Origin of the sequence: Pseudomonas huaxiensis, from assembly GCF_003231275.1 — a bacterium.
GTDB lineage: Bacteria > Pseudomonadota > Gammaproteobacteria > Pseudomonadales > Pseudomonadaceae > Aquipseudomonas > Aquipseudomonas huaxiensis.
On record NZ_QKVL01000065.1, the window covers coordinates 1 to 21,797 of the forward strand.

At 64.7% G+C, this 21,797-nt stretch carries 13 protein-coding genes and 1 pseudogene; 7 read left to right on the plus strand and 7 right to left on the minus strand.

Features of this window, described 5'->3' with window-relative positions; all coding sequences use genetic code 11:
• Positions 1-156 precede the first annotated feature (156 nt).
• From DM374_RS30715 to DM374_RS30730, 4 genes and pseudogenes are all read left to right on the plus strand, one after another.
• On the plus strand, positions 157-873 hold the full coding sequence (locus DM374_RS30715; protein ID WP_110973271.1) for a DUF4339 domain-containing protein: 717 nt from the start codon (positions 157-159) through the stop codon (positions 871-873).
• A 132-nt stretch (positions 874-1,005) separates the two neighbouring features.
• Positions 1,006-1,346 (plus strand): annotated as a pseudogene (locus tag DM374_RS30720) (transposase domain-containing protein); the annotation flags it as partial.
• Positions 1,306-1,515 carry a hypothetical protein gene (locus DM374_RS30725; RefSeq protein ID WP_225422633.1) on the plus strand — a complete coding sequence of 70 codons (210 nt, stop codon included), beginning with the start codon at positions 1,306-1,308 and terminating at the stop codon, positions 1,513-1,515. The pseudogene DM374_RS30720 and the gene DM374_RS30725, both read left to right, overlap by 41 nt.
• A gap of 307 nt (positions 1,516-1,822) precedes the next feature.
• Positions 1,823-2,065 (plus strand): hypothetical protein, encoded by a 243-nt coding sequence (locus tag DM374_RS30730; protein ID WP_110973272.1) that lies wholly within the window; start codon positions 1,823-1,825, stop codon positions 2,063-2,065.
• A 92-nt stretch (positions 2,066-2,157) separates the two neighbouring features.
• Here DM374_RS30730 and DM374_RS30735 read toward each other — a convergent pair whose 3' ends face one another.
• From DM374_RS30735 to DM374_RS30745, 3 genes are all read right to left on the minus strand, one after another.
• Complete coding sequence (locus tag DM374_RS30735) at positions 2,158-4,560, minus strand: TonB-dependent siderophore receptor (protein WP_110973273.1); 2,403 nt, start codon at positions 4,558-4,560, stop codon at positions 2,158-2,160.
• Positions 4,561-4,665: 105 nt separating this feature from the next.
• Positions 4,666-5,583 carry a FecR domain-containing protein gene (locus DM374_RS30740; RefSeq protein ID WP_110973274.1) on the minus strand — a complete coding sequence of 306 codons (918 nt, stop codon included), beginning with the start codon at positions 5,581-5,583 and terminating at the stop codon, positions 4,666-4,668.
• Entirely contained in the window at positions 5,580-6,095 is a 516-nt protein-coding gene (locus DM374_RS30745; protein WP_110973275.1) for a sigma-70 family RNA polymerase sigma factor, read from the minus strand. The genes DM374_RS30740 and DM374_RS30745 overlap by 4 nt, the downstream gene beginning before the upstream one ends.
• A 212-nt stretch (positions 6,096-6,307) precedes the next feature.
• Between DM374_RS30745 and DM374_RS30750 the strand changes: the two genes are divergently transcribed.
• A complete protein-coding gene (locus DM374_RS30750) occupies positions 6,308-7,027 on the plus strand; it encodes an SDR family NAD(P)-dependent oxidoreductase (RefSeq protein ID WP_110973276.1) in 720 nt (239 codons plus the stop codon).
• Here DM374_RS30750 and DM374_RS30755 read toward each other — a convergent pair.
• A complete protein-coding gene (locus DM374_RS30755) occupies positions 6,968-7,486 on the minus strand; it encodes a sterol desaturase family protein (protein ID WP_110973277.1) in 519 nt (172 codons plus the stop codon). The genes DM374_RS30750 and DM374_RS30755 overlap by 60 nt on opposite strands.
• A gap of 161 nt (positions 7,487-7,647) precedes the next feature.
• Here DM374_RS30755 and DM374_RS30760 point away from each other — a divergent pair, with 161 nt between their 5' ends.
• Positions 7,648-8,052 carry a RidA family protein gene (locus DM374_RS30760; RefSeq protein WP_110973278.1) on the plus strand — a complete coding sequence of 135 codons (405 nt, stop codon included), beginning with the start codon at positions 7,648-7,650 and terminating at the stop codon, positions 8,050-8,052.
• A 203-nt stretch (positions 8,053-8,255) separates the two neighbouring features.
• Here the strand turns inward: DM374_RS30760 and DM374_RS30765 are convergent, their stop codons facing one another.
• Positions 8,256-8,627, minus strand: coding sequence for a lysozyme inhibitor LprI family protein (locus tag DM374_RS30765; protein ID WP_110973279.1), 372 nt, complete (start codon positions 8,625-8,627; stop codon positions 8,256-8,258).
• A 37-nt stretch (positions 8,628-8,664) separates the two neighbouring features.
• Positions 8,665-9,582, minus strand: a complete 918-nt coding sequence (locus DM374_RS30770) for a LysR family transcriptional regulator (protein ID WP_110973280.1) — start codon at positions 9,580-9,582, stop codon at positions 8,665-8,667.
• 95 nt (positions 9,583-9,677) lie between these two features.
• Here DM374_RS30770 and DM374_RS30775 point away from each other — a divergent pair, with 95 nt between their 5' ends.
• The gene (locus DM374_RS30775; protein ID WP_110973281.1) at positions 9,678-10,157 is read left to right on the plus strand and encodes a DMT family transporter; all 480 of its coding nucleotides are present in this window, start codon (positions 9,678-9,680) and stop codon (positions 10,155-10,157) included.
• Positions 10,158-10,251: 94 nt separating this feature from the next.
• On the opposite strand, the gene DM374_RS30780 is transcribed toward DM374_RS30775, so the two are convergent.
• Positions 10,252-21,417: an autotransporter-associated beta strand repeat-containing protein gene (locus tag DM374_RS30780; RefSeq protein WP_225422632.1), complete on the minus strand. Its 11,166-nt coding sequence runs from the start codon at positions 21,415-21,417 to the stop codon at positions 10,252-10,254.
• Positions 21,418-21,797 lie beyond the last annotated feature (380 nt).

The window sequence follows — 21,797 nt, forward strand, 5'->3', positions numbered from 1 at the left end:
CCGTTCCTCGGCTGTTTTCGCCTTGCCTGACCTTCGTCTCAAAGCTTTTCATACAGACCCTAACAAAAAAAATCCTTCAAAGCTTTGGATCCAATGCCGATAATGTCTCATGGCCATCTTCAGATGGATAAATGACTGGAGTGAAGGAGAAGAGGGATGTCGGAAGGATCTTGGTACTACGCACTGAATGGTTCACGTCAGGGGCCTTTCACGATGGATCAGATGAAAGAGTTCGCCGCATCGAACGCCATTCATGCTGAGACGAAGGTATGGCCAGGTGCGGGGGAATGGGTATCTCTGAAAGATACTGATCTGAACAATAGTATCCACCGTCCTGCAGGGCCGCCTCCACTTGCCGCCAGTGAAATAGATAACCGCTTTGTTTGGGGGCTGGTGGGAATTCAGCTGGTAGGTGGGGTCATTGAGTTCATTTCTGGCGTCAGCCTGTGGTGGATGTTCCTTATCCTCAACGTGGGTCTGTGCGTTGCTGATGAAAAACGGCTGAAGGCCGCCGGTCATGCCGCTCCCACGGCCTGGTGGGTGATCCTCATCCCTGTGTACTTGTGGAAGCGGGCAAATCTTCTAGGGCAGAACAAAAACTATTTTTATGCGTGGGTGGCAGCCTTTGTGGTGTCGTTGAGCCTGGCGGCAGCGAGCGGTAAATCGGCGTTAGAGGAGGCGGCTTGCCCCCTCGTCACCGATATCATTCACAAACAGTTCTACCAGTCATCGTCCTGTTTAGCAGTGACCATCGATGATGAGCCGAAATCAGGCTTCTATCGGGCAACGGCTCTGCTGGATAACGGCAATGAGATCGACATCACCATTGAACAGAAAGGTGAGACGATCTACGTGCGAGTTCCTCAGCAATAAGCTCATCGTCGGTTAAAAGCCCGGCGCCGCGACCGTAATGCTGTTCGCTTAAGCATTTGAGTCCAAGCCGGGTGTCTAGAAAATCCGATGTCAGACCCTGGGCATCGGACTTTTATGCACATCCAATAGCAGTTGCTCGACTTGGCTGACTTGTTCAATTTCTCCGATCTGAGCACCGTCACTCAAAACATCCCCGTCGAACGGGTGGTCAGCGCACTCAATCTCTCTGTCCAAGCCACGATACGTCGTCGCCGCCGACCCAGTGATCAGGTCCTGTGCTGGTACTCGGCATCGCGCTGTTTCGCGACGAACCTGTCCACGAAGTCGCCAGGCGCTTGAACATCTGTGCGCGAGGATTGGCCTCCGATCAATTGCTGACGCCATCGCTGCAGCAACTTCGTCGTGCATTCACGCGCATGGGTTGGATTACAGATGAAACGGAAACAGATTCTGGCTCTGCATTCCGGCAAACCGAAAACTGCAACTCAAGCCATCGAAGACGAAGGCTTGGCTCTTGGGGACCAAGACACACCGGACTCAGATCGAGAGACCGTTTTTGAGCTGGAATGGCAGCTTCGAGATTTCATTCCCCCTGAATTCACACGACAGACGCCGAACAATCAGCAGAAAACCGTCGCATAAAGCCACGAAACTTCCCCAATCTCCGACTTTCTTGTAGGCAACTTCCCAAGCATACTCCCCAGCCCTGCCAGCCTGTTGCGCTCTGTGCAATCGGTGCCTAGTCTCCCCGGGTCGTTGCCAAATCAACGACCGGATTAGCAGTCCGAACGGCTAGTGCACACCAGCGAACCTCTCAATGGCGGCTGTGCGTGTGGGCACCTTCTGGTGCGCCGGGTCACCTAGTCCTCGGTCTGCTAACCCGCGTACAGCTGCCACCCATTCGTTTAGCGGCGAAAAAGTGGCAGCTCCATTGACTAGGAGTTCCACCATGAAAAAAATCGTCCCCGATCCCCCACCCATTGTCTCCATCCTCCCCGGTGTCACCCATGAAGAGGCGGTTCGCCAGGCGGCGGAGTTCGTTCACAACGCCCACAAGAAAACCTCTCTCCTGCCCCGGCAACTCATCCCCGAACATCAGACGCTCCTGAGCGCATCGATCGTGGAGATGGAGATTTGCCGCGCGTATCTGAAGATCGCGATGGCTAGGTCGACCACAGCAATGCCTATCTGAGCCCACGCGGCTGAGGGAAATGCGGCTCAAGGCATCCGTCCTGAATGCCTCGGGCTCGCTCCCGTTATGCCGTGATCGCTGGCGCTTCCCGATCAGAACGAATACTTCACCCCCATCACCACATTCCTCGGCTCGCCATACACACCGTTCTCGGTGATCGAGGCGTAGTACTTACGGTCGAAGAGGTTGTTCACGTGCAGGGTGGTTTCGATCTGCGGGGTGAGTTGGTAGCGGGCCATGGCGCTGGCAATCACGACGTTTTCCTGCACCGGGTAGCCCTCGCCTTCGTAGCCGTAGCGGCTCTTCCAGTTGAAGCCGCCACCGACGGTCAGTTTGTCCAGCGCGCCGGTCAGGCGATAGGTGGTGAATGCCTTGACGTTGTGACGCGGAACCCGGCTCATGGCGCGCCGGCCGTCGGCGTCTTCGCTGAGGCTGTAGGCGTAACCGCCTGCGATGTTCCAGCCTTCGGCGAGTTCGCCGTTGAGCTCCAGTTCCAGACCACGGGTGGTGATGCCCTGCAACTGGCGATAGGCGCTGATGGTGCCGTCGTATTCGGCGACGTTGTCTTGCTCGACACGGAACAGCGCCAGCGATGCGATCAGCCGGCCGTCACGCAAGCCCGCCTTGATCCCTGCCTCGTACGCCGAGCCCTCCTCTGGGTCCAGTGACTGGTTGTTGATGTCACGCGCCGAGCCGTTCTGCGGGTTGAAGATCTGGGTGTAGCTGCCGTACAGCGACCAGATGTCGTTGAGGTCGTAGACCAGCCCGCCGAACGGCACCACTACGCCGCTCTCTTTCTGGCTTTGCTTGCTGCGCCCACCCGCGTTGGTGGTGGTCACGGCATCGCTTTTCCAGTCCACCACACGCGAGCCGAGGATCAGGTGCGTGGCGTCGGTGAGGTTGAAGCGGGAGGTGAGGTAGGCGCTGTACTGCTTCACGTCGGTGAGGGTTTTGCCGGAGCGTTTGAAGTCCGGGCGGTTGGCGCCGCTGCCGTCCCAGTCCCAGACGTTGCCCAGGGTGCCGTTGTAGTTGCTGTTCCAGCTCCACAGCCAGCCGTAGTTGTCGGCGTGGCTGTGCAGGCTGGACCAGGCCCCGCCGACCACCAGTTCATGCTCGCGGCCGAACAGTGAGAACGGGCCACTGAGGTACGCGTCGAGGCTGTCCTGGCGGTCGGTCTGCACCCATTTGGCCGGGGCGATGGCGCTGCCCAGGCCCGTGGCGGGATTGATGCTGCCGTATTGGTAATAGGAAATGGCGTCCTGGTCGTACAGCGCGTGGCTGATTTCCAGTTTGCCGGTCCAGCCGTTATCGAACTGTTGATCGATGCCGGCGAAGACGGTGGTCTCGCGGGTGTCGTAAAAGGTCCAGTCCGGCGCGTTGTTGTAGGAACGCGGCAGGTTGATGCGCTGGCCGTTGACGAAGTTGCCCTGGTAGAACAGCGGCACACCGCTGCGCAGGGGCTGTTCGTTGTCGTTGCGCTGGTGGGTGAAGCCGACGCTTAGCAGGGTCTGCTCGCCGAGGTCGAATTCGGTGACGTTGTAGACCAGCGCCGAACGGCTCTGGTAGCGGTCGAGCCAACTGTTCTGGTCGTCGACATCGAGCACCAGCCGGCTGCGGATGTTGCCGGCGTCGGTCAGCGAGCCAGACAGGTCTGCGCCGAGGCCGTAGTGATCCCAACTGCCCGCTTCGGCGCTGAGGGTGGCCTGCGGCATGGCGGTCGGGCGCTTGCGCACCAGGTTGATGGCGGCGCCGGGGCTGCCCATTCCGCTCATCAGACCAGTGGCGCCACGGACCACTTCAACGCGGTCGTACATCGCGGTCGAGGCGTTGAGGCTGTACATCTTCGAGGCCGAGCGCGGCAGGCCGTCGACCTGGTAATTGGAGATCAGAAAGCCTCGGGAATACGGCTGGTCGAGGTCGGTGCCGATGCCCTGGTTGAAGCTGCTCACGCCGACGGTGGCTTCGAGCACTTCGTTGAGACTGCCGAGTTTCTGGTCGTCCATGCGCTGGCGGGTGATCACCGTGATCGACTGCGGTGTTTCCTGCACGCTCAGGCCGAGTTTGGTGGCAGTGCGGGTTGGCTGGTTCGCCAGGTAGGTGCCAGTGGTTTCGCTGCCGCTGCCAAGGCCGCTGCTTTGAATGGTGGTGGCGCCCAGTTCGACCTCTTCGCCCTCGGCAGCCTTGACCAGCACGTAGCGCTTTTCGCCAACCTGGCGCACCTGCAGACCGGCCCCGGCAAGCAGACGGGCGAAGCCTTGTTCTACCGAGAAATCACCGTGCAGGCCCGGCGAACTGAGGCCGCCGGTATCGCCCGCGCTGAAGCTGATCATCACGCCACTGGCAGCAGCGAACTGGCTGAGAGCGGCGCCCAGGTCTCCGGCCGCGATGGCGTAGTTCTGCGCCCAGGCAAACGCCGGGGCCAGTGAGCCGGCCAGGCCCAGGGCAAGGACGGCGCGGCGAACGCCACGGGCGAGACGGTGGTGCTGAGGTGACATGAAGGGCTCCTGTTGGATGGCGGCGCGGACGTCGTATGCGTCCGTCCGGGATGGAGCCGGATCAGCAGCGAAAATCTGTTACCCCCACGGCAAAGTTTTTTTCGGTCAGGCGTCTACGCGCTCGACCCGCACCCAGTAGCGGCTGAACTGACGCAGGCGCACGGGCAGCGACAAGGTCAGGTTGGCGAGCACGGCATCGGTGTCATCCAACGTGAACGCTCCCGATAGCCGCAGCGCGCCAACGTCCGGTGCCCAGCCAAGATGGCCAGGACGGTAGCGACCGAGTTCGCCGAGGAAGTCATCCAGGCGCCAGTTCACCGCGACCAGCATGCCGCGGGTCCAGGCCGAGCCATTGGGTGGTGATCCCTGCGGCTGGCCGAGGCGATCGGCGCTGAACAGCAGCGACTGGCCGGCCTCGACGCGGACCGTTTCGGGCAACAGCCGAGGTCGCACCTGCACCGCGTGGGCTTCGACGTTGACGCGGGTCTGGTGCTCGTCCAGGCGCACGCTGAAACGGGTACCGAGCGGCTCGACGCTGCCATCGGAGGTCCAGACTCGGAGCGGGCGTGGGTCCTTGCCGGTCTCCAGGCAGATTTCACCGCGACGCAGGCTGATCGCCCGCTGCTCGCTGTCGAAGTGCACATCCACCTGGGTGTCGGTGTTGAGGTCGAGGCGGGTGCCGTCGGCCAGGGTGACCTGACGGCGCTCGCCGACGCGGGTGGCGTAGTCGGCGCTCAGCGGCGAACGACGGTAGCCCTGCCAGCTCACTACGCCGGCGCCCAGCAGCAACGCCAGCAATTTCACCGCGCGGCGGCGCTGCTCGCGGGCCGATTCGAAGGTGCGCCCCATGCCGGCGGGCACCCGACCGAGCTGGCTCTGCAGTTGCTCGACCCGCGCCCACGCCTGCGCATGCCGTGGATCCGCCGCCAGCCACGCCTGCCAGCCGGCCTGGGTGGTAGCGTTGGCGCTGCTGTCGTTGAGCTTGACGTACCAGTCCACTGCCTGGACGAGCACCGCTTTCATGCCGGTTCCAGCAGCAGGCAATGCAGCATCGCCTTGGCCAGGTGCTTACGCACCGTGCTGACCGAAACGCCAACCCGCTCGGCTGCTTTCTCGTAGCTCAAGCCATCGATCTGGACCGCGAGAAAGACTGCCCGGGTGCGAGCGCCGAGGCCGTCGAGCAGGCGGTCCACTGCCAGCAGGCACTCGATCACCATGGCCCGGGTTTCCGCCGAGGGTGCGTATTGCTCGGGCTGCGCGGCCAGGGCCTGCAACCACGCCTGCTCCAGCGAGCGACGGCGATAGAGGTCGATCAACATTCCACGGGCGACGGTCGCCAGGTAGTGACGCGGCTCACGCAGCGACTCGGCACTGCGCGCCAGCATTACCCGGATGAACGTGTCATGGGCCAGGTCAGCCGCGTCGGCCTGGTTGTTCAGGCGCTGCCGCAGCCAGCCACGCAGCCAGCCGTGATGCTCCCGGTACAAGGTCTCCACACCCGGGTGGGTCGGCGGTCCACCGGCCAGCGTCGACATAGGTTCTCCAAGAAAAAGCGAATAGGAATTCTTCTCAATTCTAGTAGGAAGAATTCCGCTTGGGAATCCGCCTGTTTCAAGGTCGGGGCATAACTCATCGTCGGCGATGGCATCGACGGGAGGATCGAGTGGAACACATCCAGAAACACCCAGCCCTTTGCCATCACCCGACCGGTCTGTTTGCATGCCCCGGCCAACACAGGAGTGATGCGATGAAAACCATGGTAGTGGGCGCCAGCAAGGGCCTGGGCAAGGCGTTGATGGAAGGGCTTGGCGAGCACGGCGATAGCCTGATCGGTGTGTCGCGTAGTCGCCCTTCGGCGCTGCAACTGCGCGAGGGCGTGGACGTGCAGTGGATCGAGGCGGACCTGGGTGATCCGCTCACTGCGGTCGGGAAGATCGCGCAACAGGCGGCGGAAACCGGGCTGGACACGCTGATCTACAACTTGGGCATTTGGGAAGACCGCGCGTTCGATGACAGCTACGATTTTCTCGCCGACGACGAAGACCAGTTGCAGGCCATCGTCAGTTGCAACGTCACCGCGCCGATCCTGTTGATCAAGCGTCTGTTGCCGGTGCTGCTGCGCAGCGACAGGCCGCGGATCATCCTCACCGGTTCGACCTCGGGCCTGACCCAGAGCGGGCGTCCGGAGGTGACCTTCGGCGCCAGCAAGTTCGCGTTGCGGGGCATGGCCGATGCGCTGCGTGAGGGGTATCGCGAGCAGCGCCTCGGGGTGACCTGCCTGAACCTCGGTTACCTCAACACCGCCGACCCGCTGAGCACTCCGCGCGAGCACGCCGCGCAAAACGGCGGCGGCGAGCAGATCCCGGTGCATGACGTGGTGCAGGTGGTGCGGATGGCGTTGAGCCTGTCAGCCGCGAGCTTCGTCAAGGAAATCACCCTGCCGGCCATCCTCGACCCGCACTTCTGAGTCGCGCATCTCGCGCAACTGGCGCTTGAGCTCATGCACCGGGGGCGCGTAGAGAAAGCCGAACGACACGCTGTTGCGCCGCCCTTTCACCGCGTGGTGCATCAAGTGCGCCTGGTACAGCCGCCGCAGGTACGGGTGGCGCGGCTTGGGCCTGGACGGCCAGTGGCGGTGGACGACACCGTCGTGGATCACCACATAGAGAATGCCGAACGCGGCCACGCCGGCGCCGATCCACTGCAACGGGTCGTGGCCGGCGTTGCCCAGCACGATCAGGGTGATCGCCACCAGTGCCAGCACCAGCAGGTAGACGTCGTTGGTTTCCACCACGCCCAGGTGCGGCTCGTGGTGCGAACGGTGCAGAAACCAGCCCCAGCCGTGCATCACGTACTTGTGGGCCAGAAAGCCGACACCCTCCATGGCGACCAGGGTGCAGAGGAAGATGACGAAGTGGACGATCATGAAGAGCCGACGTCGGGAAAAAAGGTGGGCGCCAGATTAGGGGAAGTGGCGGTGGGAATCCATGGTGGAGTGCTCGGACTGACGGGCGCGCAACGACCACTTGACCTCCACTTAAGTCGAGGTTCGATACTCGCCCGCACTTTTCCCAAGGAGTGTTCGCCATGACTGGTGTTTTCCAGCTTTCCAACCCCGAAGGCCTGTACGACCCGAGCGCCAATGCCTATTCCCATGTGGCCGAGGTTCAGGGCGGTTCGCGGTTGTTGTTTATCGCTGGGCAAGGGGGCGAGGACCGCGACGGTGGGTTGTCGCCGTTGTTCGCCGAGCAGGCGCGGCAGGCGCTGGAGAATGTGAAGACGGCGCTGGCGTCGAGGGGCGCGGGGATCGAGAACGTGTTCAAGCTGACGCTGTTGATTGTCGATCACTCGGAGGCGCGGTTGCGGGAGTGGGTGGCGGAGGCGGACCGGGCGTGGGGTGGGCATATGAAGCCGACGTGTACGCTGATTCCGGTGCCGAGGTTGGCGTTGGAGGGGATGTTGGTGGAGGTTGAGGCGGTGGCGGCGGTTTAGAGACGGATCAAAGCCTCAAGATCTAGCGCCGCTCGCGCGGCGCATCGCTGCGGTTCGGCGCCCCGACAAGCCAGCTCCCACAGGGGACCGGGGCATGCCTAAGATCCTTGTGGGAGCTGGCTTGTCGGGGCGCCGAACCGCAGCGATATGCCGCGTAGAGCGGCACCGAAAATAGGGCTGCGACCAGCCCACCAGAAACACCCTCACGTCTGCGGCAATTTCTCCAGCTCATCCGCCCGCTGCCGGGTCATGTCGAGTTCACAGCCGGCGCCATTGAGCAGGTCGATGGTGCCGCCGGTGAGGGTGTAATACACGGCGCAGTTGGCGTCGCGGTATTTCACCCATTGGCGCTGGGCGTCGCGCAGTTTTTCTTGCTGGGGTTGTTCAAGGCTGGCCATGGCCGCTTTGTAGGCGGCGTTCAGGCGGGTGTCCTGGCGTTTGTATTCGGCGCCGCTGCAGTCGTTCATGTCGGCCGTGGTGTTGGCGGTTTTCATGCACTGGCTGTAGGTATCGGCCTGGGCCATCTGGCTGCCCAGCAGCAGGGCCAGGGCAGCAAGGTGAATTCTAGGGTTCATCGGCAAACTCCATGTCGTGGTGAACGGGCTGGCTATCTTACGCGGTGTCGGGTTCAAGCTGACACGCTTGCATCACCCTGCCCCGCAACCAGCGGTGCGCGGCATCGCCTTCGCGGCGCTCGTGCCAGGCTTGCTGGAAGTTGAACGCGCGGATCGGTAGCGGCGGTTCGAAGCAGCGCAAGCCGCGCAATGACAAGCGGCCCGCCAGACTACGGCGGGCGACGGTCAGCAGCAGGTCGGTGCCGGCGATGACTTCGGTGGCGGCGGTCCAGTGGGGCAACGCCAGGGCAACGCGGCGTTGTTCGCCAAGGGCAGCCAGGGCCAGGTCGATTTCGTTGTCGGCACCGGGCCGCACCGCCACCAGAACGTGGGGCCGCGCCAGCCATTGCGCCAAGGTCAGGCCGCCACGCGCCGGGAGGCTGTCGCGGTCGGCCAGGCAGGCGAAACGCTCTTCGAACAAGGTCTCGGCCCGCAACGGCGCAGCCAGTGTGGGGAACACCCCCAACGCCAGGTCGATCTCACCGTCGAACAGTTGACTGAGCATCGCTTCGCGGCTGCCTTGGGTGACCACCAGATCGACTTCCGGCGCGTCTTCGCGCAGGCCGCGCATCAGTCGCGGCAAGACGACCCGCGCACCGTAATCCGACATCGCCAGACGAAAGCTGCGCCGCGCTCGCGCGGGGTCGAAGCCGGGGCTGTTGAGCAGGGCGTCGAGCTGCTGCAGGGCGTCTTGCAGCGGCTGGGCCAGTTCCAGGGCGCGGGCGGTGGGTTGCAGGCGGCCGCCACGGCGCACCAGCAGTGGGTCGGCAAAGATTTCCCGCAACTGCGCCAGCGCGTGACTCACCGCCGGCTGGCTGCGGTGCAGGCGCAAGGCAGCGCGGGAGACGTGCTGTTCGGCCAGCAGGGCGTGCAGGGTCAGCAGCAGGTTGAGGTCGATGCGGCGCAGATCATCCATCAGGCGAATAGTCCCTGTGCGGAATTCGAATTTCCATCCAGTGAATGGATAACCAAGACTGCCTTATGCCTACCGCGTGTATCAAGGAGTCCACCATGAACCCGAGCTTTTCTCCCATTGTGATCCTGCTGCCATTGATCGCCCTGCTGGCGGGCGCCGCCGTGCCGTTCCAGGCCGGCAGCAATGCTGCGTTGGGTCGGCTGTTGGGGCATCCGTTGTGGGCGACGCTGGTGTCGTTGTCGGTGAGTGTGCTGATGGTGCTGCCGGCGTTGTGGCTGATGCGCGCGCCCGCACCGCAATTCGCCGGGTTGGGACAGGCGCCGTGGTGGACATGGTTCGGTGGCGTGGCCGGGGTGGCCTATATCACTGCGGCGCTGATCCTGACGCCACGCCTCGGCGCGGCGGGGTTCATCGTGTGTGTGGTGGCCGGCCAGGTGCTGTCGTCGCTGGCGATCGATCAGTGGGGGTTGATGGGGCTGCCGGAGCGGCCGGTGAATCTGCTGCGGTTGCTGGGGGTGGGGCTGATCGTGGCGGGGATGTTGGTGGTGCAGTGGGGGACGGCGTCGAGCCGATAGGCGTGAGTGCCGGGTTTTGCGGTGCTGCTGATGCCCTCATCGCCGGCAAGACCGGCTCCCACAGGTTGAAGTGGGAACCGGTCTGCCCGGTGGTTTAGAAGCCCATGCTGAAGCTCACGGTCACCGCGTGATCGCGGCTCTCGCTTGCCAGTTGCCCGGAATAGCCGACGCCCAGCTTGCCCGCCGCACCAACGCTCATGTCCAGCCCGGCCTCGACCACCGCGGCATCCCGGGCAATCGCTACGCCCTGGGTGCTGAAGGCGGCGCCGCCGTCGACGAAGCGCAGGTCGGCGTCCGGGCGGCTGTCGCCGAACGCATGCCGCCAGCCGAGGCTGCCGCGCGGGGTCAGGGTGGTGCCGTTGTCGAGGACGAACTGTTTGCCCGCACGCAGGCCAACGGTGCTGAAGGTGACGTCCTGTTTCGCGCTGGTTTCCAGGCGCCCCGCTCCGCCTTTCTCGCGGCCGTTGTCGCTGTCGTAGTTGACGTAGGCGATGCCGGCGAACGGTTCCAGCGCCACGCCGCCGGCTTCGACGGTGTAACCCACTTCGCCGAAGACCTGTGCGGTCCCGGCCTTGTATTTGGACTTGAGCCGGTCGTTATAGCTGCCCACGGTGAGGTCGCGCTTGGTGTCGATGTTGTGCCAGCTATAACCCGCACCCATGCGTGCGGCGAAGGCGTCGAGCTGGTAACTCAGGTAGCTGGTCAGGTGGACGCTGTCCACCGAAGCGCTGGAGTTGCGTTCGCTGGCCTTGACGCTGGTGTTGGTGTAGCCCGCGGCGATACCGGCACGCCATTGCTCGTTGAGGTGGTTGTCGAAGCCGAGCATGAAGCCGGACAGTTCGCGATCAACACTCGCCACGCCATGGCCGCTGTCGTAGTCGCCCCAGCCGCCGATGGCGCGGATCCAGCCCACGCCTTCGCCCTGGCAACCGGCGCTGCTCTGTTGCAGGTTGCCGCTCGGTGCCAGCACGCTGCGCGGGTCGCCGCCCGCGCTGCAGCCGGACTGGCGCATGCGATCGTTGACGGTCTCGCGCAGGTAGCGTGAATCCTCCAGCAGCACGCTGACGGTGCTGGCGTGGATCTCGCCGGACAGGCTGTCGAAGGCGGCCTGCGCCGAAGGGCGGTCCATGCTGGTGATCGCGCTGTTCAGGCTCGCCGGTGCGGCCGCCGAATCCAGTGCCACGGCCACGCCGCGCTGGTTGTCGCTCAGGGCGACATCGGCGAAGGCGGTGCTGTTGCGGCTCACCGACAGGCTTACGTCATTGGCGCCGTACATCAGCGTGGTGTCGATGAAGGCGAGGTTGGGGCCCAGGCCGAGGCTGTCGACGTTGTCCTTGTCGAACTTGCCGGTGATACCACCATCGGCGGTCAGCAGGGTGTAGGTGGTGTCGCCGGTGTAAGGCTCGACCGCGAACACGTTCAGCGTACCGGCCAGGTTGGCGGTGCCGCCCACGGCGAGGAAGCTGGTGGGCAGCGGGGTCAGGGCGATGCTCAGGGTGCCGTCGCTGGCGTTGGTGAAGTCGCCGGTGACGGTCAGGTTGCCGTTCGGCCCGGGCGACACGACCCCGTGGTTGAGCACGCTGCCAACGCTGCCGGTGCCGGTCAGGCCAGCGCCGGATTTGACCTCGACATTCGCCGCCAGCGCATCGGCCGGCGCCGCCACGGCGAACAGTGCCATGCGCGCGAACGCTGCGACCGGGGCCGCTGCCACGTCGTCGCTGTCATCGGTCTCGCCCACCTGCAACACGCCTTGCTCGACGGTGAAGGTGCCGCTGAAGTCGTGATTGCCCTTGAGCAGCAAGGTGCCGACACCGCGCTTGAACACCGCGCCGGTGCCGCTGAGCAGGCCGTTGAATTCACCGGCGCCTGCTTGCTGGAACACCAGATTGGCGTTGTTGAGGATGTTGCCTTGCAGGCTGAACGTGCTGCCTTCCAGGGTGCCGCCGCTGACGGTGGTGCCGCCGCTGTAGGTGTTGTTACCGGCGAGGATCAGGGTGCCGGCGTCGCGTTTCTCGATGCCGCCGGTGCCGCTCATTAGCGCGCCGATCAGCGCGCTGCCCGACGTCACCCGGACCACCGCGAGGCTGCCATCGGTGCCGTTGACCGGCTCCAGGCCCTCGCCTGCCGCAGCGAGAATCTGGTAACCATCGCTGAGGAACTGCATGCCGGAGAAGCCCTGCACACCCTCCACGGTGACGGTGCCGCTCTTGCCGCCGAACACCGCGAACTGGCGTCCCCAGTTGGCGGCGTTGGTGCCTGCGGAGTTGGTCCAGTTGCTGGCTGCCCCGCCCCAGATGCCGCTGCCGCCGTTGACCGAACCGGTGGCGCTGGTCTTGTCGCCGTTCCAGAACAGCAGGTCGCCGTCGAAGTTCTCCACCACCAGGTTGATCTGGTTGGCGATGCTGGTTTGCAGCTTGAGCTGCGAGGCGTAGGTGTCGATCGGCAGGCTGCCGAAGTCCAGGCCGTTGTTGGTCAGCGTGCCGCCGTAGCTGAACAGTTGGTAGACACCGATGCCGAAACCGCCGGCATCGCTGATGTTGAGGGTGCCGTCGAGGGTCAGGTCACCGGTGACTTTCACCAGGGTGGTGGAAGCGTCCGGCTGGCCGAGCGCCGCGTTCAGGTTGCTGCCCGAGGCGAGGTTCAGGTTGCCCACGGTCAGCGGCGCACTGGCGCTGCCGACCAGCAGGCTGGCGCCGTCGGCCAGGCTGACCCGACCCGACAAGGTGCCGCTGCCGCCCAGGCTCGCACCGCTGGCGACCTGCACGTTGGCGCTGGCGAAGCTGCCGTTGACGGTGAGGTTGCCGGCGTTGACCGCGGTGTTGCCGGTGTAGGTGTTGGCGCCGCTGAGCAGCAGTTGGCCGCTGCCATTCTTGATCAGGTTGCCGCTGCCGCTGAGCACGCCGCTCAGGGTCAGGTCGTGGCTGCCAGCCACGGTCAGTTGCGAGGACACGGCGACCGCGTTGCCCACCTTCAGGTTGGCGCTGCTGTCGAGCGTGGCCTGGCCGGCGATCACCAGCATGCCGCTGCCCAACGCGGCGTTGTGGCCGAGGGTCAGGCTGCCGGAGGTGAGTTGCGTACCGCCCGTATAGGTGTTGTTGCCACCAAGGGTGAGGTTGGCGCTGCCGTTTTTCACCAGCACGCCGCTGCCGCTGATCACGCCGTTCAGGCCGAGGTCGTGGCTGCCGGCGATCTGCAATGTGTTGTCCAGCACCACGGCGTTGCCGAGGCTGACCGCGGTGTTGCTGTCCAGCGTCAACGGACCGCTCGGCGGCAGGCTGGCGTTGGCGACGGTCAGCGCGCCGCTGCCTAGTGCAGAGTCGCTGCCAACCACCAGGGTGCCGCCGTTGAACGTGGTGCCGCCGCTGTAGCTGTTGTTGCCGTTGAGCACCAGGGTGCCGTTTTCCATTTTCGACAGGGTGCCGCTGCCGCCGAGGTCCACGTTCAGCGTGGCGGTGCTGCCGTCGGAGACGCGCACCGTGGCGACGCCGCCAGCGCCGTTGACCAGGTTCACCTGGCCGGCCGTTCCGCCCGTCAGCGTGTAGCCATCGCTGGTGAACTGCAGCCCGGTGACGCTTTGCGCGCCGTGCACGCTGACCGTGCCGGCCGCACCCTGGAACACCGCATAGCCGCTGTTCCAGGTCTGGTTGAAGTTGCCGGTGGCGTTGCTCCAGGTGGTCGCGCTGTTGCTCCAGGTGCCGCTGCCGCCGTCGATGGCGCCGTTGCCCACACTCTGGCCGTCCCAGAACAGGATGTTGCCGGTCGCGCCGCCGACCACCAGGTTGACCTGCTTGTCGACGCTGGTCTGCACTTGCAGGTCGCCCGCCACCACCCCGCCCGGCAGGCTGCCGATGGCCAGGCCGCTGTCGGTGAGGGCGCCCGTGTAGTCGATCAGGCGGTACACGCCCAGGCCGAAGCCGCCGATGTCGGTGACGTTGAGTTTGCCGTCCAGCACAAGGTTGCCGTTGACCTTGAGCAGGCCCGGATCAGCCGGCAACGCGGCGCCAAGCGCGACGTCGAGGTTGGCGTCGTTGCCGAGGGTCAGGGAGCCGGTGGTCAGCACGCTGCCGCTGGCGAGGCTCAGGTGGCCGCCGTCAGCGATATCTACGGTCGCGTTGATGATGCCGTCACCGCCCAGCCGCCCGCCATTTGCCACCGACACCGCAGTGGTGTTGAGCACACCGGGGCCGTTGACGTACAGGTCGCCCTGATTGACGTTCACCGCACCGCCAATATGGTTGGTGCCGTTCAGTACCAGCGAGCCGCTGCCGACTTTGTTGAGGTTGCCGCCGCCGCTCAGGCTGCCGGAGTAAGCGCCTTGGGCGACACTCAGGCTGGAGCTGCCCAGTTCCACACCGCCCTGCCCGTTCAGACGGTTGATGCTGCTATTCACACCCAGTTGCAGGACCGCCGACGCGGCGATATCGACATTTGGCGAACCCAGGCTGTTGCTGCCCTGCCAGACCAGACGGCCGTCGTTGAGGTTGAGCTGGCCGAGGAAGCTGTTGTTGCCGCTCAGGGTCAGGGTGCCGCTGCCGCCTTTGTTCAGGGTGCCGCTGCCGGTAAGCGCGCCGCTGAGGGTCAGCGCATCGCTACTGGTGAAGGCCAGAATGCCAGCAACCTCCAGGGCATTGCCCAGCGCGCTCACCCCGAAGGTGGAAAGTGCGACGGTGCCACTGGTTTTCAACGCGCCGCTGCCCAGGGCGTTGTCGTGACTCAGCAGCAGGCTGCCGCTGTTGAGCAGGGTGTCGCCGTGGTAGGTGTTGTTGCCGGACAGGGTCAACTGACCGCTGCCAGACTTGCTCAGGCCGCCATTGCCGCTGACAGTCCCGGCCAGGGCCAGGTCATGGCTGCCATCCAGACTCAGGTCGCCATCGAGGACCACATCGTTGCCGAGGCTCAAGGTGTCGGCGTTCACCAGTGTGGTGCCAGCGCTGGCCCGTAGAGCGCCACTGCCCAGAGCCGCGTTGTTGCCCAGTACCAGCGTGCCGCCCTGGAGTCGGGTGCCACCGCTGTAGGTGTTGACTCCGCTGAGCACCAAGGTGCCGCCTTCGCGTTTACTCAGGGCGGAGTTGCCGCTGATGGTCACGTCCAGTTCCGCGCTAACGCCATTGCCGACGCGCACGATGGTTTCGCCGTTGCCGCCCGCGGCCTCCAGCTCACCGGCCGTACCGCCCACCAGGCGATAGCCGTTGGCAAGGAACTGCAGACCGGTGATGCGCTGGGTGCCGTCCACCGTGACGGTGCCACTGCTGCCCGCGAACACCGCGAAGGTGCTGTTCCAGGCTTCGTTGAAGCCGGCGTTGGTGGTGGTCCAGTTGGTACTGGCGCTGTTCCACACGCCGCTGCCGCCTTCGATGATGCTGTTGCTGGTGAGGCTGGCGCCGTCCCAGAAGCGCAGGTCCGGTGCGCCACCCACCACCAGGTTGATCTGGTTGGCGACGCTGGTCTGCACTTCCAGTTCGTTGGCCGGGATGCCGACTGGCAGGGTGCCGAGCGCCAGGCCGTTGTCGCTCAGCAGTCCGCCATAGTCGAACAGGCGATAGACGCCGATGCCGAAGCCGCCGGTGTCGCTGACATTGAGCGTGCCGCCGAGGGTCAGGTTGCCAGCGATATTGGCCACGCCCGCAGCGCCGGGAATCGGCGCGCCGAGCGCGACGTCGAGGTTGGCGTTGTTGTTCAACAGCAGCGCGCCGAGATTCAGTACCGAACCGGCGGCCAGCTTCAGGTGGCCGCCGTCAGCCACCTCGACCGCACCGGCCAGCGAGCCGCTGCCAGCCAGGGTCGCGCCGCTGGCAACGGTCACGTTGCCGCCGGCGAGGCTGCCATCGACCCGCAGCGTGCCGCCGCTGACGCGGGTGCTGCCGGTGTAGCTGTTGTTGCCGTTGAGCACCAGGGTGCCAGCTTCGAGTTTGTCGAGGTCGCCGCTGCCGCCAAGCTCGACGTCCAGAGTCGCGATTAGGCCGTTGCCGACCCGCATCCCGGCAGTGCCATTCAGCAGCAATTGCCCGGCCACGCCGCCTTCAATGCGGTAGCCATCGGTGAGGAACTGCAGGCCGGTAATGTTCTGGCTGCCGTCCACGGTGACCACGCCCGCCGTGTTCTGGAATACCGCGAAGGTGCTGTTCCACGCCATGTTGAAGCCGGCGTTGGCGGTGGTCCAGTTGGTGGTGGCGCTGTTCCATACACCGTTGCCGCCCTGGACGACGCCGTTGGCGACAAGGCCGGCGCCGTCCCAGAAGCGGACGTTGGCGTCACCGCCGACCACCACGTTGACCTGATTGGCGACGCTGGTCTGCACGGCCAGTTCGTTGGCCGGGAAGCCGACGGGCAAGGTGCCGACGGCCAGTTGGTTGTCGGTGAGCACACCGCCGTAGTCGAACAGGCGGTAGACGCCGATGCCGAAGCCGCCGGTGTCGGTGACATTGAGCTGGCCGTCGAGGATCAGGTTGCCGGTGATGTTGGCGAGGCCCGCCGCGCCCGGAACAGCCGCACCCAACGACACATCGATCTGGGAGGCATCGTTGAGCACCAGCGCTCCTAGATTCAGTACCGAGCCGGCCGCCAGGCTCAGGTGGCCGCCATCGGCAACGCTCACCACGCCGCCCAACGTGCCGCTGCCAGTGAGGGTGCCGATACTGCCCACCGCGACGCTGCCGTTGCCGAGGCTGCCGTCCACGCGCAGGGTGCCGCCACTGACGACGGTATTGCCGAAGAGGCTGCCGTTACCGGTCAACAGCAAGGTGCCGGTGCCGAACTTGGTCAGGTTGGCGTTGCCGCTGAAGGCGCCCGCGAAGGTGCCGCTGGCAACGTTGAAGGTGCCGCCGACCAGTTCGATATCGCCGGAGCCCTGGAGTTGGCTGATGACACCGCCAGCACGCAGTTCCAGCGCCGCGCCGGAGGCGACATCGACCAGTGCCGGAACGCCCATCGCGGTGCCGACGGTGCTGATCAGGCGACCACCGTTGATGTTGACGCTGCCGTTGAAGGTGCTGCCGCCGCTCAGGGTCAGGCTGCCGGTCCCGGTCTTGGTCAGGGTGCCGCCGCCATTGATGCCGCCGCTCAGGGTCAGGTCGTTGCTGCCGGAAACAGTCAGCGTACTGCTCAGGTCCACCACGTTGCTCAAGGTCACCGCGCTACTGGTTTCCAGCGTGGCGTTACCCGCTACGTTGAGCAGGCCGCTGCCGAGCGCGCCGGAGCGGCCCACGATCAACTTGCCGGCATTGAGCCGGGTATCGCCCTGGTACAGGTTGGCGCCGTTCAGGGTCAGAGTGCCCGCGCCATCCTTGACCATCCCGTCGGCGCCCGACACCACGCCATTGAGGGTCAGGTCGTGATTGCCGGGCAACAGCAGTTGCTGATCGAGGATGACGGCGTTGCTCAGGGTGCGCGCGGCATTGCTGTCGAGGGTGGAAACGCCGGCGATCTTCAGCGTGCCCTGGCCCAGGGCACTGTCATTGCTCAGGCTCAGGGTGCCGCTGTCGAGCCTGAGGGTACCGGTCAGCAGGTTACTGCCGAACAGGCTCAGAGTACCGTTGCCCTGTTTGATCAGCGTGCCGGCGCCGGAGATCACGCCGGACAGGCCCAGGTCGTTATTGCTCGGCAACGTCAGGTTGCCATTGACCGTCACCGCGTTGCCCAGGGTGAGTGCGCTGGTGGTGCTCAGGCTGGTGTTGTTGTTGGCGATCAGCGCGGCGGTGCCGAGCGCGAACGTGCGAGTCAGCACCAGCGCGCCATCGTTGAGGGTGAGGGCGCCGGAGAAGCTGGAGCCGCCGCTGGTGAGCGTCAGGGTACCGGCACCGGTCTTGGTCACTGATCCGAGCCCGCTGAGGGTACCGGTAAGCGAGAGGTTCTGGCTGACGTCAAGGGTGCTGGCGCCGCTGAAGCTGATGCTGTTGCTCAGGCTCAGCGCGGTTGTCGTGCCCAGTGTGGTGCCGGTGAGCACCTCTACCAGGCCGGAACCCATTGCATTGGTATGGCCGACCCGCAAGGTCCCGCCCGCCAGCCGTGTACCGGCGTAGTAACCATTGTTCCCCGTCAGGACCAGGGTGCCGTTGCCGACCTTGTCCAGCCGCGAACCGCCCTGGACGGAAAGACCCAGGGTAGCGGTCACGCCAGCATCCACGCGCACTTCGGTGCTGCCGGTCACCCCCGGGTTCAGGCTCAGGCTGCCATTGCTGCCGCTGACCACGTTGTAGCCGTCGGTCATGAACTGGAGGAAGGACACCGACTGTGCGGCGTCCACCGTCACGGTGCCGGCAGCGCCCTGGAACACCGCGCCTTGCGAAGCCCAGGCCCAGTTGTTCGAGCCCAGAGCATTGGTCCAGTTGACGAGGCTACCGTTCCAGGTGCCGCTGCCGCCTTCGACCGTGCCCGAGGCGGTGAAGTTGCCGCCATCCCAGAACTGCATGGGCAACGAAGGCGAGCTGACCAGCAGGTTGACCTGGCCGGCCCCGAGGGTCAGGAGCAGTTGATTCGAGGCCACGCCGGTGGGCAGCGAGCCCAGGATATGACCGTTGTAGGTCAGGGTGCCGCTGTAGTTCATCAGCCGGTGCACGCCGTTGCTGATATCGCCGGCATCCAGGAGGTTCAGGATGATGCCGTCCAGCGTCAGATTGCCCTGGACATTGATGATCGGCGTGGTGGAAATCTGGCCCAGGCCAACGGTGAGAATGCCGCCGTTGCTGATGAACAGTTCGCCGGTGGTCACGGGCGCACCGCCATTGACCAGCAGGCTGCCGCCGGTTTGCACCTGCACGGCGCCGGCAGTGCCGCCCGCCAGGGCCAGGGCGCCGCCGCCTCTCACGATGACGCCGCCGTCCAGTTGTCCGGTGCTGCGCAACGTGCCGCCACTGTTGACGGTGACCGTACTGCTGCTGAACCTGCCCGACAGGTTCAGCGTGCCGCCGTTGACCTGAGTGCTACCGGAATTAAAGCTGGTGTTGCTGAGGTTCAACGTGCCCGAGCCCGTCTTGACCAGCCCTCCCCCACCGGAAAACGCGCCGTTGAACGTGGAGGATTGGTTATTGCCGCCCACGGTCAAGGTGGCAGCGCTGTTGATGGCAACCGAACCCGACCCGGTCAACGCACCCACCGTGCCCGAGGCAGACACGTTGAGCACGGAGACGCCGGCGAGGTTGACGCTCGGCGAAACACCCATCGCGTTGACCGCGTTGTTGGTGAGGAAGCCCTGCTGGATGTCGTACGTGCCGTTGAACGTGCTGTCGGTATTGTCCAGCCGCAGGGTCGAGATGCCGGTCTTGGTGATGGTGCCGCTGCCACTGAGGATGCCGGCCAGCACCATGTTGGACGCCTGAACGAGCGACAGGTTGGCGTCGACCGCCACGGGGGCGACATAGATCAGGGTGGTGCGGACGTCGAGGGTACTGGCACCACTGACTTTGAGTCCGCCCGGGCCCAGGCCAGCAGCGTCCAGCCGCAGTGTCCCGCCTTGCAATTCGACACCGCCGGTATGGGTGTTCACGGCGTTGAGGATGAGCGTGCCAGTGCCGGCCTTGATCAGCTTGCCGCTGCCGCTGACCACGCCATTGAGCTGCAGGTCATTGCTGCCGGTCACCGTCAGGTTGCTGTTAAGGAAAACGGAGTTGTCGAGGGTTTCCGACTGCAGGCTGGCCAGGCTGGAGGCGCCGCTGACGGTGATGAAGCCACTGCCCAGTGCCGAGCCGCTGCCCACCGTCAAGGTGCCGCCCTTGAGGTCGGCACCGCCGGAGAAAATGGTGCTGCTGCTCAGGGTCAGGTTCGACGTGCCTTGCTTGACCAGCTTCGCGCCAATGTTGACCAGCCCGGTGAGGGTGATGTCGTTGCTGCCGCCGACGGTCATCGCGGGCGCCGTCACGTTGATGCCATTACCGACGGTGATCGCCGTGCTGGCCTCAAGGGTGCCGCCTCCGACAATCAGCGTGCTGTTACCCAGCGCGCTGTTGTGCCCCAGGATCAGGGTCCCCGCATTCAGGTTGGTCATGCCGCTGTAGGAGTTGAGGCGATTGAGGGTCAGGCTGCCGGCGCCGTTCTTGGTCAGGGTGCCGCTGGCACCGGAAATCACGCCGCTGAGCGTCAGGTCATCGCCGCCCGTTACGGTCAGCCCGCTGGAGTTCATGGTGATGGCGTTGGCCAGGTTTACATTGGTCCCGCTGGATTGCAGGGTCCCGCCGTTGGCCTGAACCGAACCGTTACCGAAGACCAGCGAGTTGTCCACGATGGCGATACCGGCCGCCAGCGTTGTGCTGGTGCTGGCCGCGCTCAGCAGCGGGCCATTGATGGTCCAGGTGCCGCCGTTGATCTCCAAATAATTGAAGTTGACGTATTGGCTGGCGCTGATCGTGACGGCGCCGGTGGTGCCCGAACTGCCGGGGTTACGCAGTTTCAGGGTGTTGACCCCGCCCGCGCCGCCATCGACCTGCCCGGTGGGGGCGAACGTCAGGTTGTAGCCCAGCGAGTTGCCCAGGCTGCCCGTCGTGCTGCCATCGCCAGTCAGGCTGCCAAGGGTGACCGCGGTGAATTCGTTGACGCCGCCCGCGCCCATCGACACGCTGCCCTTGATGGAGCCGGCATTGAGGAACGTGTTACCCACCCCCGACGACCGCTCGAATGCAACCCGGCCGATGATACGGCCGGCCGACACGTTGCTCATGATGACCTGGCCACCGCCGCGGATGGCCATGAGCGCGTTGTCGGCAGCAACGGTCGGCGTGCTGAGGCCGGCGATATCGCGGGTTGCGATCAGGCCAGCGTTGTTGACACGCGTCTGCCCGCCCACGGCGTTCCACACTTCCACCGCCATACCGGCAAACGTGGTCAGGAAAGCGCTCGGCGAACGCGCGGTGCCCCTGATAATCCCGTTGTTATCGCTCTGGATGATGATGCTGGAAGCGGAGCCGTTACCGGCGATCACCCCGCTGGTCAGTACCGGCATCGCCACGAGCCCCGACGGATCGATGGTCCCGGAGATGGTCAAGAGCAGGTGGCCGCCGTTGGCCAGCATCGCTGCCCCGCCGCCGCCCGAGGTTTGTATGATCGTTGAAGTGGCGTTGACGGTGATCGTGAGGTTGGCGGAACTGCTCGCGAAACCGAGCCAGTACGCCGAACTGCAGGTCACGGTGTCGTTATTGAGTGGCGGATAGGGGGTACACGCCAGCGCCTCGGTGCTGCCCAGGCTGGCGAACACGCCCAGCGCGGCCATGCTGACGGCGACAGAAAGGGACGAACGAGGGGTACGAAGCGGTCGGGCTGCGCGGCTATCCACAATGAAACTCCAGAATGTGGATCAGGCGATTCAATCCCTTGAATGCGGGCCCCTACGACGGTGACAGCGGTGAGAGGCTCACGCTGCCAGTCAAAAAGCCTGACCTTGGCGGTAAATGAAGCGGAAAGTGGCCTTTTTACATCAAATGGCCATGAACTTGGTAGGAAATATCCCACAAAACTGTACAGAAAATGACCACTAGTCGGTCGGGTTCCGGGGTGGTAACAAATCGCGAGCAAGCTCGCTCCTACAGGACCCGGGTGCAACACCGACCACTGTAGGAGCGAGCTCGCTCGCGATGAGGCCCTTAGAAGCCCATGCTAAAGCTCACAGTCACCGCATGATCCCGGTTATCACTGGCCAACTGACCCGAATAACCG

Excerpts from the sequence above, each read along its gene's own strand:
- DM374_RS30715 (WP_110973271.1), top strand. The coding sequence starts at position 157 with ATGTCGGAAGGATCTTGGTACTACGCACTGAATGGTTCACGTCAGGGG.
- DM374_RS30725 (WP_225422633.1), top strand. The coding sequence starts at position 1,306 with ATGAAACGGAAACAGATTCTGGCTCTGCATTCCGGCAAACCGAAAACT.
- DM374_RS30730 (WP_110973272.1), top strand. The coding sequence starts at position 1,823 with ATGAAAAAAATCGTCCCCGATCCCCCACCCATTGTCTCCATCCTCCCC.
- DM374_RS30735 (WP_110973273.1), bottom strand. The coding sequence starts at position 4,560 with ATGTCACCTCAGCACCACCGTCTCGCCCGTGGCGTTCGCCGCGCCGTC.
- DM374_RS30740 (WP_110973274.1), bottom strand. The coding sequence starts at position 5,583 with ATGAAAGCGGTGCTCGTCCAGGCAGTGGACTGGTACGTCAAGCTCAAC.
- DM374_RS30745 (WP_110973275.1), bottom strand. The coding sequence starts at position 6,095 with ATGTCGACGCTGGCCGGTGGACCGCCGACCCACCCGGGTGTGGAGACC.
- DM374_RS30750 (WP_110973276.1), top strand. The coding sequence starts at position 6,308 with ATGAAAACCATGGTAGTGGGCGCCAGCAAGGGCCTGGGCAAGGCGTTG.
- DM374_RS30755 (WP_110973277.1), bottom strand. The coding sequence starts at position 7,486 with ATGATCGTCCACTTCGTCATCTTCCTCTGCACCCTGGTCGCCATGGAG.
- DM374_RS30760 (WP_110973278.1), top strand. The coding sequence starts at position 7,648 with ATGACTGGTGTTTTCCAGCTTTCCAACCCCGAAGGCCTGTACGACCCG.
- DM374_RS30765 (WP_110973279.1), bottom strand. The coding sequence starts at position 8,627 with ATGAACCCTAGAATTCACCTTGCTGCCCTGGCCCTGCTGCTGGGCAGC.
- DM374_RS30770 (WP_110973280.1), bottom strand. The coding sequence starts at position 9,582 with ATGGATGATCTGCGCCGCATCGACCTCAACCTGCTGCTGACCCTGCAC.
- DM374_RS30775 (WP_110973281.1), top strand. The coding sequence starts at position 9,678 with ATGAACCCGAGCTTTTCTCCCATTGTGATCCTGCTGCCATTGATCGCC.